At 50.3% G+C, this 13386-nt stretch carries 12 protein-coding genes; 2 read left to right on the forward strand and 10 right to left on the reverse strand.

Going from position 1 to position 13386, the window contains the following annotated elements; translation table 11 throughout:
- The first annotated feature begins 189 nt into the window (after positions 1-189).
- Positions 190-2874 carry an HD domain-containing phosphohydrolase gene (locus tag KOG47_RS02575; protein ID WP_214690562.1) on the forward strand — a complete coding sequence of 895 codons (2685 nt, stop codon included), beginning with the start codon at positions 190-192 and terminating at the stop codon, positions 2872-2874.
- A 39-nt stretch (positions 2875-2913) separates the two neighbouring features.
- Here KOG47_RS02575 and KOG47_RS02580 read toward each other — a convergent pair whose 3' ends face one another.
- From KOG47_RS02580 to KOG47_RS02590, 3 genes are read right to left on the reverse strand one after another with little or no spacing between them, the layout of a single operon-like run.
- The gene (locus KOG47_RS02580) at positions 2914-4014 is read right to left on the reverse strand and encodes an ABC transporter permease (protein WP_215243710.1); all 1101 of its coding nucleotides are present in this window, start codon (positions 4012-4014) and stop codon (positions 2914-2916) included.
- Positions 4001-5134 carry an ABC transporter permease gene (locus tag KOG47_RS02585; RefSeq protein WP_215243711.1) on the reverse strand — a complete coding sequence of 378 codons (1134 nt, stop codon included), beginning with the start codon at positions 5132-5134 and terminating at the stop codon, positions 4001-4003. Before KOG47_RS02585 ends, KOG47_RS02580 begins: the two co-directional genes overlap by 14 nt.
- Before the next feature lie 10 nt (positions 5135-5144).
- Positions 5145-6077 (reverse strand): ABC transporter ATP-binding protein, encoded by a 933-nt coding sequence (locus tag KOG47_RS02590; RefSeq protein WP_214690565.1) that lies wholly within the window; start codon positions 6075-6077, stop codon positions 5145-5147.
- Positions 6078-6221: 144 nt separating this feature from the next.
- Here KOG47_RS02590 and KOG47_RS02595 point away from each other — a divergent pair, with 144 nt between their 5' ends.
- On the forward strand, positions 6222-6620 hold the full coding sequence (locus tag KOG47_RS02595; protein WP_159562802.1) for a hypothetical protein: 399 nt from the start codon (positions 6222-6224) through the stop codon (positions 6618-6620).
- Between the two features lie 87 nt (positions 6621-6707).
- Here the strand turns inward: KOG47_RS02595 and KOG47_RS02600 are convergent, their stop codons facing one another.
- The 7 genes from KOG47_RS02600 to KOG47_RS02630 form a co-directional block, all read right to left on the reverse strand.
- Positions 6708-7607: a CAP domain-containing protein gene (locus KOG47_RS02600; RefSeq protein ID WP_215243712.1), complete on the reverse strand. Its 900-nt coding sequence runs from the start codon at positions 7605-7607 to the stop codon at positions 6708-6710.
- Between the two features lie 110 nt (positions 7608-7717).
- On the reverse strand, positions 7718-8941 hold the full coding sequence (locus tag KOG47_RS02605; protein WP_371730229.1) for an exo-beta-N-acetylmuramidase NamZ family protein: 1224 nt from the start codon (positions 8939-8941) through the stop codon (positions 7718-7720).
- Positions 8942-9132: 191 nt separating this feature from the next.
- Positions 9133-10890: a C39 family peptidase gene (locus tag KOG47_RS02610; RefSeq protein ID WP_215243713.1), complete on the reverse strand. Its 1758-nt coding sequence runs from the start codon at positions 10888-10890 to the stop codon at positions 9133-9135.
- A 92-nt stretch (positions 10891-10982) separates the two neighbouring features.
- On the reverse strand, positions 10983-11741 hold the full coding sequence (locus KOG47_RS02615) for an ABC transporter permease (protein ID WP_214690569.1): 759 nt from the start codon (positions 11739-11741) through the stop codon (positions 10983-10985).
- Positions 11741-12589 carry an ABC transporter ATP-binding protein gene (locus KOG47_RS02620; RefSeq protein ID WP_159562797.1) on the reverse strand — a complete coding sequence of 283 codons (849 nt, stop codon included), beginning with the start codon at positions 12587-12589 and terminating at the stop codon, positions 11741-11743. The genes KOG47_RS02615 and KOG47_RS02620 overlap by 1 nt, the downstream gene beginning before the upstream one ends.
- Entirely contained in the window at positions 12586-12792 is a 207-nt protein-coding gene (locus tag KOG47_RS02625) for a PLD nuclease N-terminal domain-containing protein (RefSeq protein WP_012727079.1), read from the reverse strand. Before KOG47_RS02625 ends, KOG47_RS02620 begins: the two co-directional genes overlap by 4 nt.
- Before the next feature lie 112 nt (positions 12793-12904).
- A complete protein-coding gene (locus KOG47_RS02630) occupies positions 12905-13318 on the reverse strand; it encodes a universal stress protein (protein ID WP_047794988.1) in 414 nt (137 codons plus the stop codon).
- Positions 13319-13386: the final 68 nt, after the last annotated feature.

Below are 13386 nucleotides of genomic sequence, written 5' to 3' on the forward strand. Positions count from 1 at the left end.
CCTTAATATCGAAATTCGATATCGGTTTTCGAAATCAGTCTAGCAAAGGTGAGGGAGAGAGGCAAGGGAAGAACTTGCAGTTTACGAAAACTTTAAATGAAAAGATGGGAATGACTTCGGAAAAAATAGGGAATCTATCACAAATGAGGTAGAATAGGTAGAGATTTTATTTGCTGAGGAGGAAGTGACGTGACAAACCCCATTCATTCTTCATACGATACATTGTTGCGTTATATGCCCCAAGGCTACGTCGAGTTTAAAGTGATTTACGACGACGCTTCGGAGCCGATTGACTATGAATTCTTTGAAGTGAATCCTGCCTTTGAGAAGATCATGAAAGGGAAGCGAAAACACTTCATCGGAAAAAAAGTGTCAAGCGCCCTAAAAGACTTTGAATATAGTGAGCGGGAATGGATGATTCAAGTGGCACACGTCGTCAGTGATGGCGGCACGGTAACGTTTGAACACTATTCTCGCCGTAATAAATGTTGGTTCGAGATGTCTGTGTTTAGCCAACGAACGGGGTTTGTGTCCGTCATGTTTCACGACATCACGCCACACGTCCAAGAGAACAATGCGTTAAAACAGCTCGTCAACGTATCGCATCGCTTCGTCTCGACGGGTAGTGACTTGTTAATGAATCAACAATTTCTTGATCAGATTCGTGACTTCACTGGAGCGAAGGCGGTCGCTCTCAATTTGATGGATGCGGATGGCGAATCGTATACGACAGTGGCATTATCAGGAATCGATGAAATGTTAGAGAGAAGCCTCGACATTCTTGGATTTCATCCAGTCGGGAAGAAGTGGCCAATGACGGACCAACGTCGTGACCTGTTCAAACAATCAAATCCTCGTGTCTTTGATGGGATTGGTCCACTTATTGATGGTGCGCTTCCAACACGTCTCGTCAAAAATCTACTTCGAATTTTCTCGCTTGGAGAAGTCGTTCTCTTCAAAATCGAGAAAGACGGTATTTTATACGGAGACTTGACGATTGTGATGGAAAAAGGGAAGGTCGCCAATCGGCTAGGGCTCGTAGAGTTATATCTCGTCCACGTCCTTGAGCAATTGACGAAAGCCGATCATCAAATCGGAGAGACGAAAAAATCGATGTTTGGTGGATTCGCGACCCTCGACTTGGAGTGCATCATGGCCTTCAACACACGACAAGTGCTCCATTTGAACGATGCATGGGAACGAATTTTAGGGTTTTCACTTGATGAGCTGGAGAATATCGACTTTCTTAGTCTAGTTCACCCGGATGATGATACCATCACGGAAGCGGCGTTTATGGAACTTGAGGAACGTGGTGAGTTGTTCCGCTTCATCAACCGTTTCCGGACGATCGACGATACGTATCGATCGATCGAGTGGCATTGCAAACTTCAAGGGAATTATATTTATGCGGTCGCGAAAGACGTGACGGACCGAGTTCAGTTAGAAGAAAAGTTGGCAGACCGAGATCGGCTTTTGACGAAATTGTCCGATCAAATCCCGGGTGCCATCTATCAATTCGAATTATTGCCTGATGGAAGTTTCAACTTCCCATTCTTTAGCCGAGGCTTTGAAGATATGCTGGGGATTTCGGCAGAAGAGGTACAGACGGACGCGAGTCTTGTCTTCCGACGGATGCACCCGGATGATTATCCGCTTGTCATGCAGTCGATTGATGAGTCCTATCGCAACTTGACGATTTGGGATGCTGAGTTTCGCGTCTTGACCGAGGACGGACGAACCGTCTGGATTTTAGGATCATCCCGTCCGGAAAAGATAGCGGATGGTCACGTGTTGTGGCACGGTTATATCGGAGATGTCACGGAGAAGAAAACATATGAGAAAGAGATTGAGTATCTCAGTTACCACGATCAATTGACGGGCATCAAAAACCGACGCTACTTTGAAGAGGCGTTGGAGCGCTATGATGATGACCACTTTTATCCGCTCACACTCATCGTCATCGATATCAACGGGTTGAAGCTCACGAACGATGCGTTCGGACACTTGGTCGGAGACCAGCTGCTCGTCGAAGCGGCGAATATTTTGCGAAATGAATTGCGCGCGAAAGATGAAGTGGCACGAGTCGGAGGCGATGAGTTCGTCGTGATCTCTCCGAATACGACGCTCGATGAGGCGAAACAGCTGTCGGATCGTCTCGGTCGTCTCTTCCACGAGCAGACGGTTGAAGGATTACCGATTTCCGCATCATTCGGTGAAGCGGTCAAACATGACTCGAATGTCGAATTGACCGAGGTGTTCAATTTAGCGGAAGATCGGATGTATCACCACAAGGTTTCTGAAAAGCAGAGTCGACGCCACCATTCCATTCAAATCATCATGCGCACGCTGTATGAGAAGATTCCACGAGAAGAAGCGCATTCTCAACGAGTCGCCAATTTAGCGGGGCAACTGGCAGAAGCGATGGGCTTCACGAATGCTGAAGTGAATGAGATTCGAACGGCCGCTATTCTCCATGACATAGGAAAAGTGGCAATCAGCAACGACATTTTGGATAAACCGGGCGCGCTGACCGAATCGGAATGGTATGAAATCAAACGCCACCCGGAAATCAGTTACAATATTTTAAGTACCGTACCCGAATATGTCGCCTTATCGGAAATTGTCTTGGCGCACCATGAACGATGGGACGGCAAAGGCTATCCGAAAGGGCTACAAGATTTTGAGATCCCTCTTGCTTCACGAATCATCGCAATTGCGGATACGTTCGATGTCATGGTGACGGGGCGACCGTATCGACAGGCGAAGACGATTGACGAGGCACTCGCCATCATCTCACAAGAGGCGGGCAAACAGTTTGACCCATCTCTCGTCGACGTCTTCTTTGAAAAAGTCGTACCGACACTTCAACAATAAAAAGCGAGTCCTCCTGAATATGGGGGGCTCGCTTTTGTATTAGACGGTTAGGGGTCGTTTCTTCAACACGAGGATGGTGAGGAGGAAGACGACTCCGGTCATGCCAATCATGACAAGGATGGAGGGATACGGGAACTGACCCTCATACATCGTGATGACACCGTTATTCAACCAATAGGTCGGCAGGAAACGACCGACAAGTTTCAATGAATCCGGCAACCAGAGCAGGCTGATGAACGCCCCGCCGGTGATGGCGGATGCCATCGTAACCGAGATTTGAAAGATGTTCGCCTTCTCCCGATTCGTCGCAAACACGGCGATGAGACCACCGAGGGCTAGACAGACGAGCAGATAGGAAGAAAACAAGGCGAATACGGTCGGGAGATGTGTCCATACATCCTGACCGTATAAAGCGAGGCTCACGCCAATCAACAGCATCACGTAGATGAAGCCGACGAGATAAAAGGCTAGTAGCAGGGAGGCGAAGTAACGCCTTGGTGTCACCGGTGAGGCGAACAACCGCGCATAGATCTTTTCGTCCCGATCATCCGCGACAAACATAGGAATGAACTGGAGAAAGGTCGACATCATGATGAACGACAACAGACCGAAGAAGGCTTGTGTTCGGGCGGTCGTGGCGACACTTTCCTGGAACGGTTCACTTGAAAGTGTGTAACCGTTCGACGTCTCTTTTGACGCAAGCTGTTCGAACGTCGCTTTATCGTAGCCGCTCGCTTTGAGCAGTTGGCGTTCGCGGGACAGATGACCGTTCAGTGCCTGCTCGATCAACGAGGCATCACTCCCGGCGATTGCAGAGAAGGAAGGGCGAGGCATCTCTCCTGTGAACGCCTGTTTCGTGAAGTCATCAGGAATGATGAGGACGATATCTTCTCCTTCTAACAAGACATCATCCGTGTTCGACTCGAGCAACGTGACCCGACCAAACCGTTCGGCCTCGTCAATGAGGCGTTCGGCGAGAAGTCCACCGTCCCGGTCGACAATCCCGATGGATGCGTTCAAACTGGACGTTCCACCGACGAAGGAGAGGATGAGCGCGAAACCGAACATCGACACGAAGGTGAACACCCACAGCCCTTTCTTTCGAAGCATCCGTTTGGCCACATGTCTAATGAGTACCATGACGCTTCACCCCTTTCGAGAGAATGTAGCTGAATGCGATCAAGATGAGGAGATGAATCCCGAGCAATCCGAGACTTTGCCAATACAGATTCATGTCACCTTCACGTAGGAGGACGGCTAGCATTCCGTCCCGCATGAAAATCGGCATGAACACGTAGGCAGCCCACGGCGCATAGTTCAGCGTCACTTGGTCAAAACCGGGGACATAGCCACCGGATAAGATCATGAGGATGGCGACGAATCCGTTGACGATCGCATCCTTTGTCGTCGCGCTCAACTTCGGCAAGTTGACAATCAGGAATCCGATGGCGACCCCGTACGCGGTCAAGGCGAGCCAAGACAGAATCAGATAGCCGAACTGTACGTTCGCCAAGTCGAATGTGCGATAGACGAAGTGGCTGAACCAAAACAAGAGGATAAGCTGCAACAAGATGATGACGTAGCGACTGAACGTCCGCGCAAGTCGATATTGAACCGTTCGGACTGGGGCCGCTTGGATGCGTAAGTAACTGCCTGTATTCGGCTGCTCTTCTCGTGCCATCGATGTGATATAAAACGACCCGAACAATGCCGTCATGATTGAAATCGTGACGGTGAAATACTCGAGCGAGGTCGGGGTACGTCCCGCCAAGTCGACACTTTCCGTATCGAGCCAAGCCTCATTCACATATGGGGCCGACACGCCTGCTTCCGCGAGCGTGATCTGTTGATTGGCGATGGCCGTATACTGACCGAGGATGGCATCGAGGACGTCGAACTCGACCGTCGTCGGTTCCTCATAGAAGAGTGTGATGTCAGGTCCATCGAGTTGCAAGATGACATCGGCATCGCCATCGTTCACACCTTGTTCGGCAGATTGGAGGTCAACGTATGGGACAAGTCGGATGAAGGCTTGAATGTCTTCCTCTTTTAAAAAAGCCTCGAGCGGCTCTCGATACTGGTCGGTCGACGATTCGACGTAGGCGACGTTCGTGACCGGAAGTTTGAACGTGTCACTGAAGACAGCCGACAGCATCGTCCCGAGTCCAAAGATGAGGATGAGCGGAAAGATGAGCATCCAAAAGAGGGTGGCACGATCACGAAGCCGCTGTTTCACATCATATTTGATGAAAGTCCACATGACGTCCCTCCTATTCCCGGAGCGTCTTCCCTGTCAATGCCAAAAAGACGGTATTGAGGGAAGGGCGGTCGACCGTGATGGCGGTGAAGTGGACACGTTCTTGATGGAGTGTCTCAAGGAGCGGAGCAAGCGGCGTGTCTTTGTCTAACGACACCTCGATATACGGTTCTTCATACTCTACTTTTTGAACGTGTTCGAGTGCGTCAAGACGTTCGAGCAAATTTGGTGTGAGCGCATCGACTTTGATCCGGGCCGTCTCGAGTGTCATGACACGGTCTTTCAATTCGTCCTGTGTTCCTTCTGCGATGATCCTTCCTTCATCAACGATGGCGATTCGGTCGCAGAGGAGTTCGACTTCTTCCATGTAATGAGATGTATAGATGATGGTGGCACCGCGGCGATTCAGTTCGCGGATGTTCTCTAAAATGGTATTTCGCGACTGCGGGTCGATGGCGACGGTCGGTTCATCCATGAAGATGAGTTCGGGTTCATGGACGATGCCACAGGCGATATTGAGGCGACGGAGGAGACCGCCGGACAGTTCGGGCGGACGTTTCTTTTGATGGGCATCGAGTTCGACGAAGTGGAGCGCGGCCTCGGTCTTTTGTTTCGCTTCTTTCGGACTGAATCCATACAGCTCCGCAAAAAATTGGATGTTCTCATAGACGGTCAGCTGGTCATAGACGGAGACGTGTTGCGGCACGATCCCGACGCGGCGTTTGATGGCTAGTTCGTCTTTTGGCATCGCTTTTCCAAAAATGTGAATCGAACCGGAGTCCGCCTCGTACAGATTCAACATGACCGAAATAGCGGTCGTCTTCCCGGCACCATTCGGTCCGAGCAACCCGAAGAGTTCGCCTTCTTCCACTTTCAGAGTGAGGTCGTTCAAGGCAATCGTATCCCCGAACCGTTTCGTGACATGGTCGAGCGAGATAATGGACATCGTGATACTCCTTTCTCATGTGAAATGTTTCTCGTTCTACACAAAGGTGTTCGAGGATTGTCACGAATTTACCTGTCCGGAACGCATGAAATGTGCAATAATCTAATTATTCAGATAATTATAGTGTTGAAATGAGGGATTTGGATGAAAGGATGGCAATTCAATAAACAAGAGGGGGCATTGTTCCCGGACGAAATCGTACTTTCTGCGTTTTGTACAGTCGAACCGAAACGAATGGATTCGACACTCCCGTTCTATTATGATGAGTCGATTTTTCGTTTCACGAATAAGCATGGGGAGACGTTCTACTTTAAAATATCACCGAGCTATCACGAGTTTGAAATCAATATCAAAGGTGGGGACGGGGAGCTCGTATATTATCAACTGCTCCGCACCGTCAGCAAGGTCGAGATTTTAGAAGACCGGCGAGACCACGCAGAGTTATTGATCGTCCTAGCTGAAGATCGAAAGCGGACCGTGACGTCAATCGAATTGACCGTCCGACCGCGTTTTCGTGTGCTCGTGAAAGAGCATGAGATATAAGAAGTGCGTAAGGCTCGAGAGCGGATGCGAATCCGCTTTTTTAATTGGCGAAAAAAAGACAGCCACGACGTGACTGTCCTTCAGCGGTTATTTCGTCAAAAAGATTTGAACATGGATGGTCGCCCCTTGGGCATCGGTCGCTTTGCCAATCCCGAGGTGCGTATAATTCGCATTCAAGATATTCGCGCGATGACCGCTGCTGTTCATCCACGCATCGACCGCCCGGACTGGGTCGCTCGATCCTTTATAGATATTCTCCCCCCAGCCCCGATACGAGACACCGTAAGCGTCTAACGTGTCCCCTGGTGTACCGTTCTCCTTGAGCGTGTGCGAGAATTGACCCGTACGCGCCATCTCATCGGCACGGACTTGGGCGACACGGTTCGCCTCACTCGAAGCGGCGAGAAGAGAGAGACCGGCAGCCTTCCGTTCTTTGTTCGTCTCGGTCAACACGTTGACGGGCGACGTGAAACTGACATGATGGGCGAGGATGTACCCAGTGTATGAACCGTAGCGCACCTTGTACCATCGTGATGTACCGGTATAGCGATATGACACGGTCTCAAGTTCTGTACCCTGCCGGACGAACTTGACGTTCGAAGAGGTCGTGAGCGGACGTGATTTTAAATAAACGCTCGACGGTTTGACGTACGTCGGTTTCGTAAATTTCACCTCGGCAGTGGACAAGCGGACATACTTGGCGGGCAGATAAGCGTAGCCGCTGCCCCATTGAATCTTATACCAGCGCACACCGTCCAATTGGAACGATGTCCGGACACGCATCGAACCGTCTCGCGGAATGAGTGCAAGTCGTTTCGCGCTCAAAGAAGGCGACTGCCGGACATTGAGTTGACTAATGTTGGTCACGTAACCGGTCGTGTTGATCGACGTCTCATAATATGCTTGGACGCGGTTGATAGAGAAGGGCGACCCGATCACACTGAGTGTCAGAATGATGGTGAGTAGTAGAGAGATATGCTTCTTCAATGGAATCGACTCCTTTTGTGGGACTCCCTATATTCTATATCGTTTGGGTGATTTTTGGTTTTACCATTTCATTACAAAAAGGATGGACTCTTCGTGAGCCCATCCTTGCTTCATTTATACAGTAAATACTCTTTCCGAATTGGGAGAAACGCGTCCCGCTCGTCCTCGATTTTCGTCAGGATGTCTTCAAGCGGAGCTCCTTCGAGAATCATATCTTTCACGTAGGCGTTTCCTGTCAATTTCGTGATGAAGTCATTCGCTAAAAACTCGAAGTCGTCCGGATACATGCTGTGGGCCATTTGAATCATCGCAATCCCAGTTCTTGTCGATTCGAATCGAGCTGGATCAGTGACATAGACCTCAACCCCGTGCGTCAGTTTGCCCGCGTGTTTTGAGAACGTCGGCGTGAACGAGGCAGCCCGGAAAGCGACACCTGGCAAGTCGAGCCCGTTCAGCTCATTCGCATATTCATGCGCTTTTATATACGGCGCGCCGATCAGCTGAAACGGTTTCGTCGTCCCGCGCCCCTCGGATAAGTTTGTTCCTTCAAACAATCCGGTCGCAGGGTAAACATTGACCGTGTCGGTCGTCGGCATGTTCGGGGACGGCATGACGAACGGGAGTCCCGTGTCCTCATACATCATCGAACGCTTCCAACCTTTCATTTTTACGACTTCAAGGTCGGCTTGAATCTGATACTCGGTGTTGAACAGTCGCGCGAGTTCACCGACGGTCATCCCATGCTTTAGTGGAATCGGATAGAGACCGATGAAACTGGAGTAATCCGGGTCGAGCACCGGACCGTCAACGCGAAGCCCGCCTTGCGGGTTCGGACGGTCGAGGACGACAAACGGAATCCCGTTCTCGGCAGCGGCTTCCATCGCATACGCCATCGTATAGATATACGTATAGTAGCGTGTCCCGACGTCTTGGATGTCAAAGACGAGCACGTCGACATCTTGTAGCATCTCAGGAGTCGGTTTCTTCGTGGCACCATATAGGCTATATACAGGCAACCCCGTCACGTCATCGATGTAGGAACTGACCGTCGATCCGGCTTGGGCATCTCCCCGAACGCCATGCTCTGGTCCGTACAATGCCGTCAACTCGAAGTCATCGGACTGGTCAAATAGGTCGACGATGCTCGTTCTCTCCGCGTTGATCCCGGTCGGATTCGTGATTAGTCCGACCCGTTTTCCTTTCAAAATTTCCGGGTTTTCCATCAATCGGTCGACCCCGAGTTCGACCTTTGGTTTTTTCGGTTCAGACTTCGCATCGGCATCCAACCAGACGATGGAAGTCGTGAGAATCGTCAACGCAGCCATACCACCCATCCACTTTTTCATCAGAAACTCCTCCTTCGATTCATGTAAGCGCTTCAATTTCTTAACAGGAGTGTACCATTCAGAAATTTAATTTCAATATTTAATCATAAAAATAGGAATTTATATTTCTTAATTTCGTACTTTTCTCCTAATCGGACATAAAAAACGTGTCCTTCGATGAAAGACACGTTCCTATTTACTCATCTGACCGCGAGTGCTTTCCATCCCGTCGCGCTCATGACGGCGCTCACTTTTGACTTAGGGATGACCAAGCGACCGCGATATGGGTCGTTGATATACAAGTTTGACTTGTCATAGCCGGTTGCCAACATGACATGATAGTTAACGTAGCCGGTGAACTTCTTGTTCGAAGCGGTATACCAGTTGAAGTAGCCGTATGGTTTGTTGAAGTCGACACTCGCCCAGACGATGACCGGGTTGCCCATCGACAGTTCGCGTTCGATTGAGCCGAGCCCTTGATTGGACAAGTCTTTCACCGGACGATACTTACTGGCGAATTCAATCATGCCTTTTGGATAAATCCCATAGTTCTTATATTTTCCGAGCGTCCCTTTCGGATCTCCTGTGAACATGACGTTCGGGTCGACCCAGCGATAGAGACGGTTCTCATAGCGAGCGTTCCACATACTCTTTGGCATCTCGTTATATAAGGTCGAGGCGCTGACGGCACGCCCTTTTTCTTCAAGTGCCATTTTGAGAGAGAAGAACTCGCAGCCTGACGGATACCCCATCGGGAACTGACGATAGAGCGGGACGCTCATCTTATAGACGGACAGTGCCTGAGAATAGGCACCACGCGCATCGAATGAGGCGTTTCCGACACGACGGTTTTGATACATCTTTCCGTATGTATCAAAGTAATACCACTTGCCGTCGATGGCTTGCCAATCCGTCTTTTTCGTCAAGGCCGGAGCATAATATTCGTACTGGGTCGTATATTTCCATCCTTTCTCCGGCACACCGGTCGAATGGAAGTGATACGTCTTTCCATCTAATCGGAATTTCCCTTTCAGGCGGTATCCGTAAGTCGGGTGGAATCCGACCTTCTTCCCATCGACCGTTTGAAATCCGTACTCACGACGTCCATATGGGTCGAATGAATAGACGCGTGCATTCAATGTGTGGACACCTTCTAGTCGGTAGCCATAGGTCGGATGGAAGCCGTACATAACACCATTTATCTGTTGAAGGCCACACTTACGATCGCCGTATTTTCCGAACAGGTAGTGACGATTGTTAATCCGATGCAACCCTTCGAGGCGATACCCATAGTAGGGATGAAATCCATACACTTTTTCACCGATTCGGGTGAGACCTTGTCGACGTACCCCGTCAGTCCCGAAATAATAGCGTCGTGTGCCGATCGTCTGCCATCCGGTCGCCATCTTTCCTTGCTCCATCAAATAATATTTCTTGCCGTCAATCGTGTACATGCCTGTACGAATGGTGCCGTCTGGGAAGAAATAATGTTTGGCGTCACCAAACTGTTGCCATCCCGAGAGTCGGACCCCGTCCTCGTTGAAGTAATATCGTTTGCCTTCGATTGTCTGGAAGCCGGTGACGGCTTGACCGGTTTCGTCGTAATAATAGACGAGACCATCGCGTTCTTGCCATCCGGTGAGTAGCTTCCCGTTCTCGTCAAATGTGTATGTCGTGCCGTTGACTGCATGGGGACCCGTGATGAGTCGACCGTCTGTCTCAAAATAATATGTAGCACCTTCGATTTCCTGCCAATCTGTGAGGAGGGTACCATCTTCATTCAGATAGTACGTATGACCCTCGATTACTTGCCACCCTGTCAACACCGTCCCGTCACTCGATGTATAGACGATGCCATCCTCCGTCTGTTGGAATGAACCCTCAGCGGACGCGAACTGTGGACTCGTCCACACTGCACCGATTAACAGACCGATGCCGACCCTTCTTTTCCATGTCATTCATGTGACCTCCTCTGTATGCATACAGAAGAGATACCCATATTTATCCAAGATGAAGCTGTGGCAAATGAATCATTTGTAAGGTCAGACGTTTACGCCGTATGACTCATGAACCGAAGTCGTTTCGACGCCATATACAGGGATAGGATGACGACAACGGTTCCGGTCACAATCGGCCACACGAGATTCACTTCTGTCAAGAACACCTGACTCGATAGTGGACCGAGCATCCATGGCATCCAATCGAGGTCGACCCAGCCGATGAGGAGCGACATGACGAAATGAAGACCGAGCGTCAAGACGACTGCGACAACACCGCTCTCGATCATCGCAGCGAGGAGAATGAAGATGGAGAGCTGAACGACAAAATGAAAGACAAGAAGTGCTGTAGATATGAGAAATGCGGTTACATCAAACGCCTCGAAAAGAATAACCGTATAGTAAGCGGCCGCTAATTGGGCGAGTACGAGACCACCGACCGTCAATAGGACGTAATGTGCCCATTTACTGATAACGATGCGAGACGTCGGGATTTGTAACGACTTGAGCCAAGCGAGCGTTCCGTTCGTCCGCTCATGACTGAACGTATGCATCGCCGACAACAAGACGACGAGAAGACCGATTTGGCGAAGCTGTTCACTGACTGAAATCAACACTTCTTCTGGTGTCGGTGTCGGGAGATCAATCACGGCGCCGTCCGGTAAATTGCCACCGGAAGCGAGGATATCTGGTAGGAAATAGAGCGTGAGCGGTTGCATCGAGGCAAGGAGCATGAGCACGATTGGGATCCAAATGAGTCGTTTGTTCGACCATGACTCTCGCCATTCCTGTTTAAAGATTGCGGTACGCATCAGGCGTTCACCTCCAAGAATAAAGATTCGAGTGACGGGTGCCCGACGTGTAGTGATTGGATGATGAGATTCCGTTCCAGGATGCGCCGCAAAATCGCCCGTTCGGCGAGATTCCGGTCCGTTGATTCAAACGTCCACGTCGAACCACGTTTGGTTGTTCGGGTCACGCCTTCTAACTGCGTCCAGTCTGCATCGGTCGTCCCATCGTCAAAGAGACGTAGCTCAATGGTCGACTTCGAACCGAGCAGGTCGGTCACGGTTCCTTCCATGAGCAATTTGCCTTGTCGAAGCAGGAGCACCCAGTCACTTGCCTCTTCGGCATCCGGCAGGACGTGCGTCGAGTACAGGATCATTCGCTCTCGTTTCAAGTCACTTAATAGATCGAGTACTTCTCGTCGACCGCGTGGGTCGAGTGCCGAGACCGGTTCATCGAGCAGTAAGAGTTCCGGGTCATGGACGAGCGCTTGGGCGATCCCGAGACGCTGTCGCATCCCTCCCGATAAGTTCGCTGCCGGCCGGTCGACCGGTTCGAGCCCGACTCGTTTCAATAGTTGAATCGGCTCGACGTGTTTGGTCCCCGTCAATTCAGCGGCATACCGAATCGTCTCGACGGGAGTCAACGATGGATAGAGGGCAGGGCGCTGAGGCAAATAGCCAATCCGAATACGTTCGTGTCCGGTCATATCGCCACTTGTCGGTTCGGTGACGCGGGCGAGCAAGTTCAAAAGCGTCGTCTTCCCGGCACCGTTTTCTCCAAGGAGGGACGTGCAACCCGGTCGTAATTCGAAACTGACATCATCGAGCGCCGTGAAGGAGCCGAATCGCTTCGTTACATGTGTGATTTTCATCGCGGAGTCCGTCCCCATAAGAAGTATACGATTGGGCCGAGTATGTTGATGAAGACGATGACGAGAAGCCATACCCATTTCGGGCCATTCGTCATGTCGCGTTTGAACAAGTCAATCAAGGCGACGACGAGCAGGATGAGTTGCAAAATCAAAACAGGTAGTAAGATGAGAAAAAGTGTATTCGGGTCATTTGCGATGTCCATCGCGAGAACCTCCTTTTGAATTAGCTGTCTTTAAAACATTCTACATGAACGGTATGTCCCCTGTATGTGACACAAAAAATCCCCATCTCACGACGGAGATGGGGACGATGCGTCATTTCACTATAATGACAGGAGCGAGAGCTCGTTTGGCCAGTTTATGACTCACGCTACCGAGCACGAACTCTTGGAACGTGTTCAATCCACGTGATCCGACGACGACGTATTCGTATGGTTCATGGTTCGCATATTTGACGAGCTCGACGTCCGGCTCCCCACGAAGTTCGATGTATTCGTAGGCAATGCCTTCTGCTTCCGTCAAATCGAACAGTGGCTTGAGCATCTGCTTTCGCTTCGTCTCCAAGTCGATTTTCCCTGTCGAATTGAGGGCCGCTTCTTTTGATTCCTTCGCACTGATGACGTGCACGATATCAATCGATGCATTCGACGCCTTTGCGAGCTGAATCGCTTTTTCTAGCGCACGTTTCGAGTGGGCAGAACCATCTGCCGCTAAAAATACCTTTCCCATGAAAAACTCCTCCTCTTTCGCACGTTCTACTTTTAGTATAGGTGATTTGGCGAAACGGGGAAATGATG

Source organism: Exiguobacterium sp. s121, from assembly GCF_018617245.1.
Taxonomy (GTDB): Bacteria; Bacillota; Bacilli; order Exiguobacteriales; family Exiguobacteriaceae; genus Exiguobacterium; species Exiguobacterium profundum.